This is a genomic window from Sphingobacterium sp. R2 (assembly GCF_040760075.1).
Lineage (GTDB): Bacteria > Bacteroidota > Bacteroidia > Sphingobacteriales > Sphingobacteriaceae > Sphingobacterium.
The window spans coordinates 3,610,847-3,631,642 of record NZ_CP142884.1 but is presented as its reverse complement, the minus strand read 5'-3'; the positions used below and the strand labels follow the sequence as shown (position 1 = coordinate 3,631,642).

Annotated in this window: 13 protein-coding genes and 1 pseudogene; 5 read left to right on the top strand and 9 right to left on the bottom strand. The window is 40.5% G+C overall.

Annotated elements, in window-relative coordinates:
• Nucleotides 1-35 precede the first annotated feature (35 nt).
• From VXM68_RS14965 to VXM68_RS14955, 3 genes are all read right to left on the bottom strand, one after another.
• A complete protein-coding gene (locus VXM68_RS14965) occupies nucleotides 36-3,074 on the bottom strand; it encodes a SusC/RagA family TonB-linked outer membrane protein (protein WP_367209214.1) in 3,039 nt (1,012 codons plus the stop codon).
• A gap of 5 nt (nucleotides 3,075-3,079) precedes the next feature.
• Nucleotides 3,080-4,138, bottom strand: coding sequence for a FecR family protein (locus tag VXM68_RS14960; protein WP_367209213.1), 1,059 nt, complete (start codon nucleotides 4,136-4,138; stop codon nucleotides 3,080-3,082).
• 84 nt (nucleotides 4,139-4,222) lie between these two features.
• The gene (locus tag VXM68_RS14955; protein WP_293952597.1) at nucleotides 4,223-4,747 is read right to left on the bottom strand and encodes a sigma-70 family RNA polymerase sigma factor; all 525 of its coding nucleotides are present in this window, start codon (nucleotides 4,745-4,747) and stop codon (nucleotides 4,223-4,225) included.
• A gap of 938 nt (nucleotides 4,748-5,685) precedes the next feature.
• Here VXM68_RS14955 and VXM68_RS14950 point away from each other — a divergent pair.
• From VXM68_RS14950 to VXM68_RS14940, 3 genes are all read left to right on the top strand, one after another.
• Nucleotides 5,686-5,877, top strand: coding sequence for a cold-shock protein (locus tag VXM68_RS14950; protein ID WP_046676064.1), 192 nt, complete (start codon nucleotides 5,686-5,688; stop codon nucleotides 5,875-5,877).
• Between the two features lie 846 nt (nucleotides 5,878-6,723).
• Nucleotides 6,724-8,274 carry a PAS domain S-box protein gene (locus VXM68_RS14945; protein ID WP_367209211.1) on the top strand — a complete coding sequence of 517 codons (1,551 nt, stop codon included), beginning with the start codon at nucleotides 6,724-6,726 and terminating at the stop codon, nucleotides 8,272-8,274.
• A 5-nt stretch (nucleotides 8,275-8,279) separates the two neighbouring features.
• The gene (locus VXM68_RS14940) at nucleotides 8,280-8,645 is read left to right on the top strand and encodes a response regulator (RefSeq protein WP_293952593.1); all 366 of its coding nucleotides are present in this window, start codon (nucleotides 8,280-8,282) and stop codon (nucleotides 8,643-8,645) included.
• Nucleotides 8,646-8,735: 90 nt separating this feature from the next.
• Here VXM68_RS14940 and VXM68_RS14935 read toward each other — a convergent pair whose 3' ends face one another.
• The 3 genes from VXM68_RS14935 to VXM68_RS14925 form a co-directional block, all read right to left on the bottom strand.
• Entirely contained in the window at nucleotides 8,736-9,098 is a 363-nt protein-coding gene (locus tag VXM68_RS14935; RefSeq protein WP_367209209.1) for a PleD family two-component system response regulator, read from the bottom strand.
• Nucleotides 9,099-9,314: 216 nt separating this feature from the next.
• Entirely contained in the window at nucleotides 9,315-10,172 is an 858-nt protein-coding gene (locus VXM68_RS14930) for a helix-turn-helix domain-containing protein (RefSeq protein ID WP_367209208.1), read from the bottom strand.
• A 122-nt stretch (nucleotides 10,173-10,294) separates the two neighbouring features.
• The gene (locus tag VXM68_RS14925) at nucleotides 10,295-12,478 is read right to left on the bottom strand and encodes an ATP-binding protein (protein WP_367209207.1); all 2,184 of its coding nucleotides are present in this window, start codon (nucleotides 12,476-12,478) and stop codon (nucleotides 10,295-10,297) included.
• A 278-nt stretch (nucleotides 12,479-12,756) separates the two neighbouring features.
• Here VXM68_RS14925 and VXM68_RS14920 point away from each other — a divergent pair, with 278 nt between their 5' ends.
• Nucleotides 12,757-13,005 (top strand): hypothetical protein, encoded by a 249-nt coding sequence (locus VXM68_RS14920; protein ID WP_209579862.1) that lies wholly within the window; start codon nucleotides 12,757-12,759, stop codon nucleotides 13,003-13,005.
• 166 nt (nucleotides 13,006-13,171) lie between these two features.
• Here VXM68_RS14920 and VXM68_RS14915 read toward each other — a convergent pair.
• The 3 genes and pseudogenes from VXM68_RS14915 to VXM68_RS14905 all read right to left on the bottom strand — a co-directional run bounded on the left by VXM68_RS14915 (nucleotide 13,172) and on the right by VXM68_RS14905 (nucleotide 19,251).
• Nucleotides 13,172-15,159: pseudogene (locus tag VXM68_RS14915) on the bottom strand (TonB-dependent siderophore receptor).
• 854 nt (nucleotides 15,160-16,013) lie between these two features.
• Nucleotides 16,014-18,260 (bottom strand): glucosylglycerol-phosphate synthase, encoded by a 2,247-nt coding sequence (gene ggpS, locus VXM68_RS14910; RefSeq protein WP_293952583.1) that lies wholly within the window; start codon nucleotides 18,258-18,260, stop codon nucleotides 16,014-16,016.
• 1 nt (nucleotide 18,261) lies between these two features.
• Complete coding sequence (locus VXM68_RS14905; protein ID WP_312378412.1) at nucleotides 18,262-19,251, bottom strand: NAD(P)H-dependent glycerol-3-phosphate dehydrogenase; 990 nt, start codon at nucleotides 19,249-19,251, stop codon at nucleotides 18,262-18,264.
• A gap of 169 nt (nucleotides 19,252-19,420) precedes the next feature.
• Between VXM68_RS14905 and VXM68_RS14900 the strand changes: the two genes are divergently transcribed.
• Nucleotides 19,421-20,740: a mechanosensitive ion channel family protein gene (locus VXM68_RS14900; protein WP_367209206.1), complete on the top strand. Its 1,320-nt coding sequence runs from the start codon at nucleotides 19,421-19,423 to the stop codon at nucleotides 20,738-20,740.
• Nucleotides 20,741-20,796: the final 56 nt, after the last annotated feature.

The window sequence follows — 20,796 nt, the reverse complement described above, 5'->3', positions numbered from 1 at the left end:
TTTCGATAAGAAGTTTTCCATCCCACAGATCTGTCTTATAAATTAAAGTTAAGGCCAAACATAAACGTTCGCGTCCGTGGGTAGGTCTGGCGGTTATCAATTCCCGGAGTTAGCCCTCCCAATCCCACCTCGGGATCAATACCTTTATATTTCGTCAATACAAATACGTTGTTCATCGTTGCATATACTCTTAGGTTTTTAATCGGTATATTTTTCATCGGTATCGTATAGGCCAACGTAACATAAGCCAAACGCAGATAGCTTCCATTCTCCAGGTAACGGTCCGATAGGTAATGTGCATTTATATCCGTCATGCGCTCGGTTTCCACAACGCTGGCAAGTACGTTTTTCTGCCCAGCATTACCAACAACGTTTGAATGGCGCGCTCGGGTAGCGTTCATAATTTTCTGTCCAAAAGTGCCTTGGAACATTCCGGTTAAAGAAAAATTCTTATACGAAAAGCTATTGTTCCAACCCAGTGTCAACTTGGGTTGTGGACTTCCCGTCACAGCCTGATCTTTCTTCTGTGGTGTTGTGGTTGTTTCGCCTGTACGCTCGCCCGTTTTCTCATCTCGGGTATAGAATACCGACACTCCTTCATCGTTGTAGCCGGCCCATTCCCAGGTATAAAACTGACCGATAGGTGCTCCCGGTGTCAGCCTCTGCTGAAAAACATTGGTCTGCCCAGCCCCACCCAGATCCGACAATTCGATATAATCCTGCGTAAACTGCTCGTTGGCAATGCTCACCACCTTATTGGTATTGTGGGACAGTACCAATCCGGTATTCCATTTGAAATCCTCTTTATCAATGGCATTTGCATTCAGACTCAGTTCAATCCCCTTATTCTCTATTTCACCAACATTGGCAGTCAGCGTTGGATAAATATATTTCGATTTGCTTACCTGATAATCATAAATCAAGTCACTCGTTTTCTTTTTATAGACCTCCAAAGACCCTGTCAGGCGATTTTTTAGAAATCCGAAATCCAGGCCTAGATTAATCATACTGGTTGTTTCCCATTTGAGGTTCGGATTGCTATTGCGCAGCACCATCAACGTACGTAATGGGTTTACCTGACCATCGGCACTTACATAATCGAAAAACTTGGATGAGGCACCACGTACAGACTGCGCTGTAAATGCATCAAAGCCCAATGAGTTGCCACTCACCCCGAACCCCGCACGCAGCTTTAAGTCATCAAAAATTCCGGTTTCACGGATGAATGGTTCCTCCGAAAGGCGCCACGCTGCAGATACCGAAGGAAATGTCGCCCAACGATTGTTGGTTCCGAAAGCCGAGGAACCGTCGCGTCTTACCGTCGCCTGTAGGAGATACTTGTTATTATAGGCATAATTCACACGACCATAAACAGATATCATACGCAAGGTGGAAAGATAATAGTTCCCAAAGCCCAACAAATCAACTACATTGGCCATACCCGGATTATAATAACTCAAATCGTCACTGTAATAATCGGAAGTCGTCAATTGAAAACCATCGTTATTGTTGTTCTCCTCCCATGAATAACCTGCCAGTGCAGCTACCTTATGTTTTCCGGCGAATGTCTTTTCATAACTCAGGTTCATTTCCATCACTTTCCGTTCATCTTCTACAGCGGCACGGATAGATTTGCCATTCTGACCACGTGCTGCCATCGAAAACATCGAGTAGTACTGTGCATTGTTAAACTGCCTATTTTGCAGCGAAAGATCAATATTATAGGTTAACCCGGGCAAGATCTCATAGCCCAGTTTTGCATGCGCCTGGAGCACCTTAGTTTTAGAAAAATTTGTATTCTCTTCAATTAAGGAAAGTGGATTGGCATATTGCGAACGATCGGCTTTTTCAAACCAGGAACCATCGGTATTTCGGACCGGCGATACAGGCAGGTAATAGTACATCGCATCATACACGCTGAGTCCCTGATCCAAAGCAAGCACATCATTCTGCTTGGTGATACTTGCGTTGACATTGAAAGAAGCCGTCAGCCGGTCATTCAGCGCCTTGGTCTGCAAAAACGCTCGAGCAATCTGCCGCCCCATATCAGTCCCTTTGATAACCCCATTGTTTTTGATGGTATTGAGACTGATGCTATACTGTGTTTTTTCTGCACCTCCAAGAATGGATATATTATGGTTGTTCGATATCCCTGTCCGCTCCACAGCTCTTTGCCAATCGGTATCTGCCCCTAAGTCGTCCGTTGGTTCCATCGAAAATCCATTATCATTGACATAAGACCGGTATTGCGCCGCATTCATCATCTCATAATGCTTAGCCACTTTATCGATCGCCAAATAGCCGTTGTAATTGATATTGGTCTGCCCTGATTTTCCACGCTTCGTTGTAACGATAATAACGCCATTGGCCGCTTTTGAACCATAAATTGCGGTCGCTGAGGCATCGCGAAGCACGTCAATAGACGCAATATCATCGGGCGCTACCAAAGCCAGCGATGCACCCGGGACCCCATCGATCACATAGTAGGGTTCCATCGCTTCACCACTACGTAACGTTGAAGCTCCTCGGAGACTAACGGAAGGCGTCGCATTGGGATTACTGTTATTGGTTGAAATCGTCAGGCCGGCAACCTTTCCCTGTAGCATCTGTGCTGGTGAGGTAAATACACCGACATTAGCATCTTCCGCTTTAATGCTTGTGATCGAGCTTGTCAGATCTTTTCTGGACACACGACCATAACCAATGACGACCTCATCCAGTTTAACGGCACTCTGCTGAAGCTTCACACTCAACGACAAAGGTTTTCTTGCCTCTATGACATAACCCGAAAGCGTATCGGACTGAAATCCAACAGCCGAAAACACAAATTGATAACCAGCATGTTCCACCAAATTCTGAAAATGGAATAGTCCCTGACTATTTGTGCTGGTGGTCACACTAGCGCCTCCATTGACCGGAATGGCTTTCACGCTGACACCGGGGAGGAACTCGCCCTTTTCATTTTGAACAGCGCCTTTCACCTGTTGCTGTTGTGCATGAACTGGGGTTAGTCCAGCTGTAAGCAATGCAAAAATAAGCAGATTCCTTTTTTGTGGATTTGTTTTTCTGAGCATATTTGTTAATTATTTAGATGTTCGGTAGTCGTTTTTTCCTGCTTATAAAGCGTGTAGCTGCCGTCCGCATTGGCAACAAAGCGCAATTCATTGATTAAGCAGATTGTTGTCAAGATATCTTTCAAGGAATTTTGCTGTACATCAATCTCACCCGTATAGTGAATAGCCGCTATCCCCTTGTCCCCCAAATGAATCTGCTTTTTGAATGCTATTTCTAAAGCCTGTAACACAGCAGGCATAGGTGTATTTTTAAGATTTAATAAATCCGGAGCAGACACATCAGGCATGTTCAATGGCTGTTTTTTATTGACGGCTTCAATTCTTGTTGCACCTCGTGAATCAACCGTCAGCTTTTGACCCGGGCCATCCAGAAACACGTGTTTGAAGTGATCGCTTAGGGACGACACAAGCACCTTTCCTGTATGCAATGCAACAGTCACAGATTGATGCTTCAATTTGGTATTAATCGTAAAGGATGTACCGAGCGCTGTCGTTTTAGTGCCATTGGCAAGTACCGAAAATGGACGATTTGGATCTGAAACAACATCGAAGTATGCTTTACCAAGAAGTTCTATATCGCGGGCATGTTCAGCAAAATTTTTCACATAGCGAATCTTACTTTGAGCAAACAAGCGTACATGCGATCCATCGGGTAGATCAAAGATTATACTGCGGGGATTTTTATTTTCTTTGGAAATCCAAACCGTATCTTGAGCTGCTACAACCGACTGAGCTGCTGACCACTGATCAGCAGGCTGCGGAACTGAATCTTGCGTCCACCATGTGACAAGATAAAAGGAAAAGAAAACGATAATCGCCGCCGCAGCACTGTATCGAAGCATCTTGACCAACCGATACCGCCGTAAAACCTTGCGCTCCATTTCCTCTTCTTCATGTAGAATGGCATATTGAATCTTCGCTTTCATCGCTTCTGCGGGCAAAGGCTCCTCCATTGCTGTGCTATCAAATTTCTCCCAATCTTCGTCCTTGAAAAGTTCGTTCACGAGGAAGGGCATTTTCCAGATCTTCTTTTTGATCTGATGCTGCTTTTTATCATGCTTCATACTCCTATTACGCAGGCCAGCACGACATCCCTTAGTGCTTAACAATTATTTAATATAGGAAAGCGACATTTATAGTTGCCGAAGCTAGAGCATGATGGAATAAAGATGTTGTTTAAGCTGAAGAAGTGCTTTACTGATATGCTGTTCTACGGTTTTTGTGGAAATTGAAAATTGAGCGGCAATCTCTTTATGGGAAAGACCTTCCTTACGGCTCATTTCAAATACCTTACGACGCATTGTGGGCATGTTCTGAATATCCTTTTCCATCATACGCAACAATTCTTTGTTTTCTATCGCGCGAATCAAACTGTCTGTAAAAGGAGTTGCGGCGGCCTGTCCCTCATATTTAAACCTTGTTGCCTCTTTACGCAGCAAGTCAATCATCACCTGCCGTGCCATACCAAATAACTGTACCAAGATGCTAAGCTGATCGTCAAGTCGCTCTCTTTGGTTCCAGAGTTTAATGAAGGTCAGCTGTGTGACCTCCTGCGCGATATAGTCCGATTGCGTACGCTTGAGTACAAAACCGAAGATCTGCCGATGGTATTTATCGTATACGATATTAAAACTTTTCTGATTGGAAGATTTGATTGGCTGAACATGTTCCATTGCGATGTCAAAATTAAAAGCACAAGATTTCTTCAATATTAAGTTAAAATCAATATTAAATTAAAAAAAACAAATACACAGCATCTCATATAGCGCAATTCATTCTTACTTGAACAAATTTTATGTAAAAGAAAGCAAAAATCTACCTAGTATTGCAGGCTGGAATATATCATATAATAAGCAGAGTTCATAATTGTTGAAAAATCGCTGGCAAATAAAAGCACAGTCCATCACCCAAGTCCGGTAAACGTGTTCGACGAATACTTAACCAGGGGATTATTCATTTTGTATTATGATAAATTTGGCAAAGATTACGATAGCGTCTTTATATAAGCCTGTCTTAGCATGGTTCTCTAAGCAGAATTAATCCTATTCCGAGTCTCGCTATTGGCACAAAAACGCTATTACGTGTGGCTTATTCTTTCGATGGGGATTCCATAAGCTACGCCTTGTTCAATATGACGGCACATGCTGATGTGATGCCGAATACTATTCATAATGCTATCCTATTTGCTTTGTTAGGCACTTCGACAAACATAAACGCTTTCCTTTATCACGTTTAAAAAAGATGTGCCAATTTATTTTACCTTTAAAACCAACTTTAATACGACTTAACGGCGGAATTACCCATTCATTTTAATAATAAGTTCTTATATACTATGATTAACAATATTTTATAGCTATATTTGATAAATAATCGGCTCCATTTGCTTATCTGAAATCGAAAAGTTACAACACTTCCCGCTCAGTTTCGCATCTTTAGAAGCATTTTTTGTTGTCAAAATAATAGGTGAAGTACCTTTTTGAACTTGAATATACCCAAGCACATTAAACTACAAACATCATTTCTTGCATACAAATCGATTGAATAGGGTTAAGATATCCGTATCGTAACGCGAATTTATTTATAGAATACTTTAATAATAATATATAAAACAATGCAAGAAGGAACTATTAAATTCTTCAACCAAACAAAAGGATTTGGTTTTATTACTCCAGCTGCTGGTGGAGATGACATTTTCGTACACGTATCAGGATTAATCAACGAAGTACGCGAAAATGACAGTGTAACATTTGATGTAGAAAACGGTAAAAAAGGTGTTAACGCTGTTAACGTACGTATCGCATAATTAAGTAAACACACAAGAAGATATCTATTTATCTTCTTGCGAAGTGCAGCGGGCAACCGTTGCACTTTTTTTATATATTCGACATACCACAACGCTATTTAATTCGTCAAAAATATTCAATAATGTATATTTAAATCACCCCACCTTCAAGCAACCTTCAGGCTTAGGCAACTTTCTTTGTCACGTCATAATGTCGGTCCTGACGTCGGAAATTATTTCTACTTTCAATAATCAAACACCTTAATTTACAACTTACACACTTAATGAACATAAAATACATATATAGCTGTAAATAATAATTATATAGATTTTTATTCAAGAATTCTATTTTCATTTATTTGCTGTATGGCTCAAATTTTTGATGATTATTCAAATAGGATTGTTCCTACATGGAATACTATAAGACTACAAGACCTAAAAGTACATTATGAGGGCCTCCATGCGATTTCTTTATACTTATAGACCAAGCCATAAGAAAATGGAATTGACATTATTTACCCGCTAAAATCTACAATATCAATAAACATAAAAATTTGAAAATATATACATTAAATATATCCATATAAACTCACAGTTATAATACAAGCACATCAAAACCCGCCCATCGTCTATGTTAAATTTCAAGTTTCAGATGCAGAGCCAATATGAATTTTGTTCCTTTTTTAGTTTATGCGATAATATTTCTAAAATTATAGGGTAAAGTGCAATAACCATATCGATTATTGTTACCGAGTATTTTTGCCCGCATTTATACGGTATTTAAAATTAGTTATTACAATTTTCCATTTTATTTCGAATTTTGAATTAAATTCGCGCACCATGGTTAAGCGTGGTATACTATAGTATATGAGAAAAAATCCTTCCGGAAACAGCAATGCAAAGCAACGTAGCGAAAACAAGAACAATGATATAGATCTTTATCTAAAAGCATTGAATTCTGCCTATTCGGGAATTATTATTACAGACAATTTGCAGCATGACAACCCTATTATTTATTGTAATAAAGCTTTCGAAACCATCAGTGGATATACACAAGATGAAATAATAGGTCACAACTGCCGCTTTTTACAAGCGCAAGATCGTTCGCAAGAAGAACGTAAAATTATCAAAGAAGCGATTCTGCGGGGTGAAGAATGCAAAATCGAAATTCGCAATTACCGCAAGGACGGGTCCCTTTTTTGGAACGAGCTTTTTATTTCCCCGGTAAAGAACGATGAAGGTCTGGTAACACATTTTATCGGCGTTCAAAATGACATCAGTGATCGAAAAAAAGCTGAGCACGATCTTCGTGAGGAAAAGTCACATGTTGAGCTCAAAATACAGCAGAGAACGAAAGAACTTCAGGACAAAGAGAGCTTTTTATCCAGCATAATTGAAACAGTTAGAGAGAGCCTCTTGGTATTAGATGCCAATTACATCGTAATAAGCGCCAACAAGCATTTCTTAAACTCTTTTAAAGTGACCACAGAGGAAACGGTAGGAAAGGAGTTATTTGATTTGGGTAATCAGCAATGGGATATTGCTTCTTTAAAAGAGATGCTTACACAGATACTGCCTACCAATAACCCAGTGATCGACTATGAAGTGGATCATACGTTCCCTTATATTGGGCGAAAAGTGATGTTGCTAAACGCCTATCGTGTTGAATTCGAAGGAAAATACAAAGACCGAATCCTCATCGCGATCGAAGATATCACTGAAAAGAAAGAGCAAGATCGACGTAAAGATGATTTCTTGTCTATCGCAAGCCACGAACTCAAAACGCCATTGACAACCATCAAGGGGCTTTTTCAGATTGTACAGCGACTCAGTGTCGACAATACAGATCCAAAGTTTATTTCTACATTAGATAAAATAGCAGCCTACATCGATCGGTTGAACCTGCTTATAACAAAACTCTTGGATACTTCTAAAATTCAATCTGGAAATTTGGAACTGCACATGGAACCATTTGAGATCGATAAAACGATACAGGACGCCGTAGAGAGTATGCGACTTGCCGTTCCTGACGCTGATATTCATTTTTCAGGTAGTTCGGATAGTATCGTGGAGGGCGACGAACTACAGATTATCCAAGTGCTCAATAATCTGCTATCAAACGCTATTAAATATTCTCCAGAATCTAAAAAAATTGAAGTTAGTATCCATAGGGTTGCTACCTTTGTCAAGGTGTCTGTGCGCGACTACGGTATGGGAATAAGCTATCAGGACAGATTAAAGATTTTCGAACGATTTTTCCGCGTCAGCCATATACAGAAAAAATTCCCGGGGTTAGGAATCGGTCTCTATGTTTCACACGAGATCATTGTCAATCACAACGGTACATTGTGGGTGGAAAGTGAGCTGGGTGAAGGATCTACTTTTAATTTTACATTACCCATTCTAAATAATAAATAAAAAATATGCAGACTAAAAAGATAATGATCTGTGATGATGACCGAGGGATACTCGAAATGCTGGAACTTTTTTTAGATATGGAAGGATTTAATGTCATATGCGAATCGAATAGTACCAACCTGACAAAGCAATTAATTTCCCATCAGCCTGACCTATTGTTATTGGATCTTTGGATGCCAATAATTTCTGGTGATCAGCTGATCAAAATGATCCGAAGCACACCCGAAATCAAAGACACCCCCATCATCGTGCTTTCAGCTAGCGTGGATGGACCAGAGATTGCAAGCGGTTTAGGTGCCAATGGTTTTATCGCAAAACCTTTTGATCTGGTAGATATCACTCAAAAAATTGATACTATACTAAAGAATTAGTTTAAATAGGCATTGAAATACGCTCACTATATTTCATAAAAGCACTTTTAATCAAAAGTGCTTTTATTTTAAATACAAATAGTATATCATTTATCGTCGACTTAGTTTATCAACCAATAAGAATAGATCGTCCAATTCAAATGGCTTGGACAAAAAGGCATCAGCTCCACATTCGGACGCAATCTGCTTTCCCTGCAACTTCGCAGACATCAAGATTACCGGAAGATCGGCATGTTTCTCCGAGTGTCTCAGCTCGCGTACGATATCGTCACCAGATAACCAAGGCATATCAATGTCCAATATTAGAATATCAGGGCATACTTCGTCCACAATGGCCAAAAGTTCTCTGCTTTTTATAACGGGATAAACATCGCTTAGTTCATTTTTTAAAGCCAGCTCTAATACGTTAAGGATAAGTCCGTCATCATCACAAATAACAATTTTCTTTTTCATTTTTTGATTGTTTATAAACACCGCAATGATTGAAAAATATGGTCTAGGAGAGAATAAAAAAAATAGACCTAAGCTGGGCAGATAATTGGTTACCAAACCTATTATATCATCTTTCTTTGAGATTTCGACAAGGTAGTCAATTTATGGGATAAACAATTGCTTTATTTAATTAAACATTCTATCAGCAGCGTCGGACGCTGCTGATAGAATGTTTAATTAAATAATGGAAATCCTAAAATCGAGCGGGGTAATTTGTGTTTTTCTTTTGAACAATCGGGTAAGCGACTGCGGATGCTCAAACTTCATTCGTTCCGCTATTTCGGCTACAGAAAGATCCGTTTCAGCTAATAGCTGCTTGGCAACTGTAACTATAAAATTTTCAATATGGTACTGTGCTGTCTTTCCCGACACCTTTAGCGAGATATCATTAAGAAATCGTGCAGTACAATTTAGTTTTTTGGATAAGGATGTAGCAGTCGGCGGTGATATCATAAAACGCCTCTCCTCGTCGAAAAACGCATACAGCTCCTTTAAGAATTGACACTGTAATGCATTAATTTCATCCGATTTATCTTCCATGAAGCGTTGGTAGAACCTTTGCATATGGTACAACAGCAGATTCAGATAGGAAGCGATTATTGTCGAATGAATTTCACTTTGAGGCATTTTGGTCTCTTCAACCAATAAGTTGAAGAGCTTCGCAATAAGACGCTGATGGTTGTCTTTCAGAACCAATGACTCCTGCATTGAGTATTCGAGAAATCCAAGATCCTTTAATCTGTTCCGCAGGCTATAACCTTTAAAAAGATCCGACCGAAAAGCAAAATAAGCGCCTTTTTTTAAATATCCTTTTATTTCGGAGACTGGAAAATAATACTGATTGAAGAATAATAATTTGTCGTACACTTCATCTGCATCATTAACTGTTCCAAAAACTATGATGAAGCATTTATCTTCAATCAGTTTTTGAGCAGCATTCAGAAATTCATCATCATTATTAAAGTCGTTGAAATAATAGGTATGATTCAACTTAAAAGCATATTGCAATTCACTCATCTTGTCGGCACTCAGCATATATAATTATGTAATGGTATAAATTCTTAATATAATGATTCCAAAAAAGTCTCATATCATTATGAACCCATACATAATAGCGATTGTTTCCATTTTTTCAAAATTCACATCGTCCATTGTCCCTATATAGCTACAGGGACATTATTGAAGGTGACTGAAAAAGTAGTACCGACGCCAAGTTCACTTTCCACATGCAATGTTGCTTTGAGCTTATTAGCGATTTGCTTCACAATGGATAGACCAATGCCCGAACCTTCATAACCTTCGGTATTCGACATACGTCCAAAAATTTCAAAAATTCTATCACTCTCCTTCAGATCTATGCCAATTCCATTATCTTTTACATCATAACGAACGGTATCCCCATCCCTAAAGCTATTTACAGAGACTTTTGGATTTTCCTTCTTACTGCTGTATTTTATCGCATTGCCGATAAGATTCAGAAACAATTGATATATTAAGGTTCTCTCCCCCATAACCTGTAATGTCTCTCCCATATTAAACTCCAAATGGGAGACCTGATATTGCTGCTTACAATTCTCAACGATATTAAGAATCTTTGACCGCGGATTGATCGGTTCAAACACAAAGTCGACATGGTTTACTTTAGACATTTGGTATACTTTGTCCATCATATCATTCATGAGTTGCGTTCCTTCCAGGATATTTTTCATTGACTTTTCAAGAAACTCCCGAGAGACATCCTTTTTATATAGCAACATCTGAGCCGTTAGCTGAATGGTAGTCAATGGATTTTTAAGATCGTGGGTCAACGTATATCCAAAAGTATCAAGTGCATTATTTGAGCGCACCAGTTCCCTGTTCAGTTTGTCAATTTCTCCGCCACGTTGCGCAATAGACTGCTGAATGATATGCGTCATATTTTCAATAAAAGCAAGTTCTGAAGGACGCCATTTTTCGGACTTGCCTTTTGTTATCTTCTTCCACGCTTCAAACGAAGTGCGTGGCGAAGGAAAAGCAATCTTTTTTTCGGCGTCAATCTGCATCACTTTTTCTGGTTTCCCCGCCCAAACTTCTTCAATCAAACGCTCCTTTCTGAAAACATATAGGTACCAATTCGTTACAGGTAAAATGCTAATACGCAAAACACCAGGAAAAATCTCCACATCGTCACCAAAGCCAGTACACTTAAATCGATCGGTGACGAAAAACTCCTTAGTTCCAATCTCCTCATCAATCTTTTTGAGGATCTTTCTGTCCGGCACTTCACCAACAGTCATGATCGCCCGATCGCGTTTAATGATGAGCCCCTGCCCATTCATGACCTCCATGATCCGATTAGCATAATTTTCTAACACATCATACAAGTCACGTTTGACCAACAATTCACTTTTTAAACTATGCTCCAGCTGAGAAAGGCTTTTATGCAAACGAACTTGTTCTTTCTGAAAATCTGCGAGGTAGCGGTTTACAGCATATTGAGTCAGCAATGTACATAAATGCCGTTGCGAGAGATCCACATGCATAGGTTCCCGATGCTGACATGCAACAAGTCCCCAGAGTTCATTATCGACAATGATACTAAAGCTAGCACTGGCCTTTACGCCGGCATTTTTAAGGTATTGCAAATGCATAGGCGAAAGCGCCCTTAAGCTACAACGTGTCAGATCAAAATATTCTGCAGCCTTGCCCATAATTGGAATTGCTCGCTCATCAACATCAGCCGTATGCCGCGCGTGGAAGATACGGTAAAGTTCTCGAGCCTGTGCTGGAATATCAAACTCCGGATACCTATAGTTTAACAGCGATTCTAATTCCTCGCTCCTACTTTCCGCAATCACCTGACCGCTATTATCCTCCATAAAACGATAAATCATCACCCTATCAAAGTGGATGATATCTTTTATCAGTTCGGTCAATGCCTGCCAGCAAGATTTCCCTTCACGTTGGTCTTCTAAATGCTTGGCGTAATAGTATAATTTGGTTGTTTTTACATCTTGTGGAGTACAATCTTCAATCTCAAGATATATTTTTCCGTCATATCGGTATAAACTGAGAAAGTAATCTTTTTGATGAATCGTCACTCGTTCAACAAATCTGGCGAATAGACTTTGAGAAACTGCCTGTTCAATTTTATCTCCACGTAGCCCAAACGACGGTGCGACATGATCCAGAACAGCTTCAACGGTCATACCTAACACCGTAGAACTTGCTGCCTCCATAATCACGGCACAATTTTCACTTACACCAACACACTTATCATCCTCGAAGATAAATAGATAGCCAAAAGACTGAATATTACCACAAAGATGAATCTTTTCATCATGACAATTAACTTCACGCATACACCTACTATTTCATTAAATAAACATATGGTAAAATCAACAGTTCTATTTTCCATCAATGCTATCATATGATGCTAAATTAATAAAAATTATTAGAATGTTAAACTATCCTATTTACATCATAAAACTATGCAGAAATCTTCATCGGCATCTGGCAGTTTTAAACCCAAAAGCGCACTATATCAGGAATCGCTACCGTCGGTTGTAACAATGGTGTTGGCATAGTTTATTGCTAGGGATAAAAGGGCTTTCATATTTTTTTTGTATATTGTCTCACTATGAAGATAGTAGATATAACAAAAGACACGCTAATCAGTGCTCAGAAAGAAGGATTTACCGTATTAATAACGAAATTTAATTCAGATCCATTAAACCCAACATGGATTGTTGATAAGGTGGAAAAAGACAAGATAGAATCTAGCAAAAAAATACTGAGCGAAAACTATCAGTTATGCTATTCCATTAAAGAAGCGATAATGACAGTTGATAGCCGCCCATTTATTGGGAAATTACAGCTGAATAACTAATAGCATTTAATCTATTTATAATTTCTAACGTATTATTTTAAGCCTTAATAGCTACGGTACTACATAGTAATTCACTTATATCACAGTCAGTCACCCAAGCGATTGACTGTGATATAAATAAATACCAATGCCATAACAATTGGAACATTACCTTTAAATTTGGCTGTCAAAAATGCAGTGACATCGACAAGATACACTGGCGCAGGCTGCCTGGGCTGATAAAGCCTCTTCCCCCGTAATAATAGCGGGTATTAAATAGATTATCGGCAGTCAGATTGCATTTAAGTTGTCGGTATGCATAACCAATATTACCATTGCAAAGGATATAGGCATCGGTATAGAAACTTCCCGCACTTCGGCTGTTAATGATTAGATCCTGACCCACATAGTTACCTCCGAATCCAACATTCCACTTGCTTTCTTTGGCTAACGGCCGGTCATAACTCACATACCAAGTGGAAGACCATTTGGGCCCAGCATTTACCGGTCTCAAACCCTGCACTGCAGCGTCAGCAACCGTTACTTTGCTTATGTTGTGGGCTCCCCCTACATGTATAAAGAGATTGGGTAAGGGTTCTGACTGTATATCCAGCTCCAGACCGCGGCTATATTGCCTCCCCCCTGTGTATACTTCGTGGCATCGTTAGGATCTGTCATTACGGTGTTCCGTACGCTGATGGCATAATAACTCAATGTCAAATCGAGTGCATGATCAGGAACCGCTATTTTGACCCCAGATTCGAGCTGACTACCGTATTGCGGTTTTAAATTATACAAGACACCATTTATGCTCGTTGGCGCAAGATTTTGAAAGCCGCTCATATAATTTCCAAACAATGTCGCCACTTTTGGAAGAAGCTGATAAGTGAACCCTATCTTTGGGGTAATAGTTGATTGCCTATAATCCGCAGTAGTTATGCCTGTTAGCAAATCTTTCGTCCCCAAATTGATCAGTCTATCATATCGCGCACTGAGCATCAATGTCAACGCATCTGTTGGATGGATAACATCTGAAATGTAAGCCGAATAACTGTTTTGCGGAGCAACGGAATTGCTGGGCTGTTTAGAAAGTACAAGATGACGGATCAGGTCTGCATGCAATAAATTTGCTGTAGGCAAAGGATTGGCGATGAGTATAGTATCGACATAACCGGCATTTTTATAATTCGCAGCATAGCTATAGCGGTGGTAATCAAGACCGACCAGCAATTTATTGTCCAGCCCCACTATATTAAAATGACCGATAAAGTTTTGTTGCACCTGATAATTACGCATACCCTCCTCATCATAGTGCAATACCCTCCTTGCTACGGCAGTATTACTTTTGATCAATAAGTTTGTTTGATAATCGCCGTTCGATGTACTATTTGTACTGGCCAAGTTTGTTTCAGACTGCCAATCCGGAGAAATGGTGTAACTTATCTTTGCATAAAAATTCAATGAAGATGTTTGCCATAGCAAAGTGTTATCGGTGTAAGATTTAAAATAATCTAAACTCAGGCTGCTGGCATGCTCAACATTGCTCAAAGTTCCACCGACGAGTGGATTTGCTGGCGTAAATAAAGGACTATTTGTCGTATTCCTGCGCAAGAATTCTGCCTCTAGCCTCACCTTAAGATCTGGACTTAACTGATAACTGAGACTCGGAGCGAGAAAAATACTTTTATTTATTCCTGCATCCTGAAAACTCTTTCGGGACGTATAGGCGCCAAACATTCTGAACAGCGACTTATGGGTTGCATCTAAATGGGTATTTAGGTCGATACCGATGCGCTGAAAAGCATTGTTGCCTGTAGCCAGCGAAAAATTCATAAAGCTACTGTCAACGGGTACATACGTAAGTACATTGATCAGCCCACCAAAAGCCATGTTTGTTCCTCCAAACAAAGTACCGCTCGGCCCCTTTATCACATCAATTTGCTGAATATTGCTATTTTCATCACTATACTGTAAATAAGCATTTAAGCCATTTCTAAAATTGCTCCGCGTCCGGAATCCACGAATAGTAAAGTAAGGTGCCACTCCGGCCCAGCTAGGTGTTACACCCGCCGCATTCGATAGCATCCCGGACTGGGTTGTGTAGTTTCTATTTTTAATGAGGTGTTTACCCACGCTGGCAGTTACCTGTGGATTTTCATAGTCAGGGATATTCATGCGGGCAGACTGAAAGCTAGCTTTATCCTTGGCGCTGAACCGTGCGTTGATATAAACAGAGTCAAGCTGTTTGGGCAATAGTGAATCTTTATATTGCGCTCTTGCAGTGCTGCTAAAAATGGTAAATACAAGCGTAAACGTGAATACGTACGCTAAATATATCGTTTTCAAAAGCATTATAAGTTAAAGTGAACCAATAATAAATGTAGATTAAAACTAGAATCCAGTATAGCGAATCCCGGACAAACCGAAAGTCGTCATAATGAATAATAGATTTTATCTCAAAAAATGGGATAATCCGTTAGAATTATGCTAATGAAACAATGGGTGGTCTGAGTATTTTAGGAAAGAAATCAAACTTAAGAAACAAGGGAGACCTCGCCTTGCGAACAGAGCGCTCAGATTTTGGGGTAAACATTTTTGGCAAAGATGTCGAAAAATAGTGGTGACAGAAAAAAACCGGTGTTTTGGAGAAATATTCGTGAACATCTCTCTCACGTTGCGCCTCCTTCTTCAATATGCGTATAAGAAAGCATTTACCATCACAATGTAAGGCTGGGTTACTTTTATTGATACAATAGGTATTGGCAATTTCGCTACGATTCGCATAAAAGCTTAGCACAATAAAAATCTTGCTAAAGCTCATCAACATGACGCATAGCAGCAGCAGGTTTATTGTAATCGATTTGAAAATTCTCGCAACCATTGTTATAGCCGCAAATATAGCGATTCTTCAGCGAAAGGGGCCAAATTTTTATCAAATTTGACCCTCCTAATCTGCACCAGTTTTTCTGCGGTATCGATATACCCGCAATATGATCCTTAACTTATCAATTACCTAAAGAAACCGTCCATTAATATTTAACAGATTTTTCGAGTTCCTTCACAAAATCTTTTCCCCAATAATGGATATCGTAGTGCTCGATATGCTCATAAAGCCGACGGGCTCTCACTTGAGCCTCGCCCGGTTCCATCACCAAAGCTTTCAATAAGGCATCTTTCATACTCTTACGATCATAGGGATTTGTCAAAATGGCATAGGGCAGTTCCACCGATGCTCCCGCGAATTCGGAAAGTACAAGTGCTCCTGAAGTGTCCAGTAATCCATGGGTGGCAATGTATTCCTTTGCGACAAGGTTGAGGCCGTCACGCAAAGGTGTGATCCAGGCAATATCGCTTAACGCATAATGTTTGATAACCTCCTCAAAAGGAAGCGCTCTGTAAAAATACTGTATCGGAGTCCAATTCATCGTTGCATATTTTCCATTGATCTCACCCACTGCCTGATTTACCTGATCGCGGATTTCATCGTAGATTGTCATCCCCTGCGATGGCGGTGTACACACGTTCACCAGTTCAATCTTACCCCTAAATTCTGGGTATTCTGCTAAGAACTCTCCAAAAGCCTGAATTTTCTCCAACGGGCCTTTTACATAATCTAAACGCTCGATAGATATAATACGCTTTACTCCTGATTCGTCTTTGTTTCTTTTGAGCGCATTGATCTCCAGCCTCACCTGATCATCCATCAAAATCTGTTCGATATGATCCTTGTTTACGCCGACCGGTTGAGCTCCCAACCTGATCTGTCTACCGTCTACTTCAATGACCTTCGTCATTTGATCTACTCCGAGGGCGCAGCTATAAGTCAGAAACTGATTGGCAACATTGACCTTTTTGATCACCTTAAAAGGTGTATGGCTACGGATTACATCCACAAAATTCTCTACGTAACGCGGAATATGAAAACTAATAAAATCGCAAAGCAGCAGACTTCCGATAATTTCTTTGCGCCACGGAATAATATTAAAAATGTCAGCCGCCGGAAAAGCGGTATGATGAAAGAAACCAATTTTTAGATCGGGTCGCATGGCCTTTAAAAACGACGGTACCATCCATAGGTTATATTCATGAATCCATACGAGGGCCCCATCGTCGGCTTCTTTTGCTATACGTTCGGCAAAGTACTTGTTAATCATCAAGTAGTGGTCCCAATCTTCGTGGTTAAACTTTGCACGGTCCACAAAAGAAAAGATAGTTGGCCAAAAGGCCTCTTTTGAGAACACGCGGTAGAATTTATCAATGTCTTCTTTTGACAACGATATGGTGGATGCTACCAGGTTGGGATACCTGCTTTCATCTACCAACTGATTAGGAACCGGCTGACCATCCGGCTGCAAAACTTCCTCGCCGATCCAAAGACCAGAACGCCCCTTTTCAAATAAGCCCAATAATGAAGGAATAATTCCGTTTGGACTTTTCGGAGACACCCGTACGGTCTTGCCATTGATCGATTCCTTTTCAAAAGGCAGTCGATGATACACCATCACGAGCTGATCCGATTTTTTAGCTCTGCCTTTTTGAGGCACTATTTTCTGTTCAGTACGGATGAGTTGCTGGAAAGGGCGATACTTGCTCATATACTCTAATATCCCACCCGCTCCGGCGGCCTCGGCAGCGTAAGCTGTGTCCATTTGACCAACAGCTTCAAGCAAGCTGCCCTCCGACTTTCCTACGGCAACACCGCGAAAACCGATCTCAAACAAGGCGAGATCATTAAGGGTATCTCCAGCTACCATTACATCGTCCGCCTCGACATCCAAAAATTCAATCAGCTTTTTAAGCGTTGTACCTTTGTTCACACCCTTCGGAAGCAAGTCCAGATACTGATCAGCCGAAGTAATCATATCACACTCATACCTGTCGGCCACCTGCTTTACTAGATTGAGGTCAACCTCAGGTTCATAAAAAAAAGAGCTGCGCCGCTGTTGTGGTACATGTTGGTAACGCAATTGCGGAATCTCATCCAGCGCTGAACGGATCGCATAAGTCTGCGGCCATTTTTCCTCAATTTCGCTCTGTAAAGGCTCAATTGCTTCCAGGCTGTGGCCATTCACCACTGTAGCTCCCACATCAGCTATTATAAAATCTGGCACCGGAATAAGTGGATCGCTCAGCAAAGGCAATACAGACTCCAAGCCTCTCCCTGTCACAAAAACCAGCTGCATATCCGCACTCGCCTTTATCAATCGATATAACCTGAGGCGGTCTTCCATTTTACCTCCCAAAAAAGTTCCATCTAAATCTGTTGCTAATATCATATTATCTTATATTCCTTTCTAAAAGTTTAAATTCATCTTTTGCTGCCATATGGTTGTAAAGCACCCGGTAGGCAGTCTGTAATAGGGGCATATTGAGTTCGAGACTTGATACGGTATTCATTAGCCCCTTTGTCGCATAGTAACCTTCGGCAACCATACCCATCATCCCACGAGCCTCAAAAGCCGAAAATCCCTGGCCGAGATATTGACCAAACTTCCTGTTGCGGCTATGCCTGGAGTATCCCGTCACCAATAAGTCGCCCAAATAGGTCGAGTTACCAAGCCGAGCATTGGGTACGCCAACAGCTTGCAGCAACAATCCCAGTTCGTCGATTGCATTCGCAACCAGCACAGCCATAAAGTTGTCGCCATAGTGCAATCCTTCAGCCATACCGCAGACAATACCGACCACATTTTTATAAATGGCCGCGTACTCCACCCCGATCATATCAGCGCTATAGTGCACCTCCATATAGGGTGATGCAAAACCGTTCGAAATCGTTTGAATAACGCTTTCATTCGACCCACATAAGGTTATATAAGTTTTTTTGTTTCTTGCAATTTCTTCTGCGTGGCAAGGGCCCGCGATAATCGCCTGCTGTAAGTCGGTCAGTTCAAAATGCCGGGCAATGAATGCACTGGGAAGCAAATTCTCCGGCCCTACGGTTCCTTTTATTGCGGTAATCACAAATTTGCCGCTCATATCCTTTTGGGGGATTGCTTCGCAAACTTGATCCAGTTGCGCACTTGGAACAACAAACAGGATCACTTTCGAGCGCGCCACGATCATATCCAGCTGATCAGAAGCATAAATTTTTGTATTATCAAGTTTTAAAAAAGGTAGGTAGTCGGGATTGATAGCATCGTCATTGATTGAGCGTACCTGTTCGGAACGCCGCATATACCAGTTCACATGTATGCTATTTTCTGTTAGAATTTTAACCAGGGCCGTGGCCCAACTCCCACCACCAATCACACTAATCTCATTCAAATTATTGGGGGTTTTAAAGAGGCAAAAACAGCGATTTTTTGCCATCGGGTTATCTATTAATTGACAAAAGTAATGAAAAATTAATCAATAAGCAAAAAATACCAATTAAAAGCGTATTTTAACGTACAAAAACACGTGTTAATATTTTTTCTTAAATTTGTCTGTTCATATGAAAAATTCAACTATGCTAAATCTCAGTGAACAATCATCAACTTCAATCTATCAGTACATTTTCGATCTCTTTTCCAAATTGGGCTTACCCGCACAGCAGTCCCATATAGCAACCGCTGCAGGGCTCCTTTTGACCGCAGCATTACTCCTCTATGTGCTCGACTATATCATGCGCGGTGTATTTTTTACAGCGCTAAATAAAATTGCACTTCGAACTTCAACCAAATGGGATGATTACCTTTTGAGCAATAAGGTACATATTCGAGTGAGTCGTGCCATTCTCGTTTTGCTGGCGCGACAGTTGTTACCGATTGTTTTTCTGGGCTTTCCAGTGTTAACGGCTGCTTTGGTAAAATTTTTGGATTTAGTGGTGTTGCTGACTATCTATCATCTTATGAATAGCCTATTGAAAACCTGCCGTGATATCTTCCGCACTTCAAATGGTTTTAAAGATAAGCCCATTGACAGTTACCTGCAGGTGGTACAGATTTTTTTAATTTTTGTGATCGGAACACTCGCTGTCTCACTTCTAACAGGAAACTCACCATGGTCCTTTCTCGTGTCACTGGGCGCAGCTTCCGCAATTCTGATGTTGGTATTTAAAGATACAATTTTGGGATTTGTTGCCAGTATTCAAGTGTCGGCCAATGACTCCGTGCGTGTTGGTGACTGGATTGAAATGCCCAAATATGGTGTAGATGGTGACGTGTTACAGATTAATCTTAACAATGTCAAAATACAGAATTGGGACAAAACCATTGTCACTATACCGACCTATACGCTTCTCAGCGATGCATTCAAAAATTATCGCGGAATGCAAGAGACTGGTGGTCGTCGTATTAAGCGCGCACTGAATATTAAAATGTCATCAGTACGGTATCTTAGCGAGGAGGAAATAACAGCATTGAAAAATATCCGAATACTATCGCCTTACATTGATCAGCGCGAACGCGAGATTGCCGCATATAATAAGACATGGAATACAGACAATTCTTCGCCAGTTAACGGCCGAAGAATGACGAACATTGGTCTATTTCGGGCTTATGTCCTCGCATACGCAAAAAACAACCCTAATATCCACCAAGAATTGACGTTATTGGTACGTCAGCTGGCTCCGACTGAATATGGCATACCCTTGGAATTATATATGTTTACCAAGGGAACACAATGGGTATATTTTGAAGATACGATGGCCGATATTTTTGACCATCTGCTCGCAGCAATCAAACACTTTCACTTGCAAATCTTTGAACTGCCGGCGGCAGACGATTTGCGTTTACTAGTATCGAGAGAAGAACATGCTGAATCTAGCTTGTAACTAACAAATAGTGCCCAATTGTCTTCCTATAAAAACTATTGGGCACTTTTCAGTAA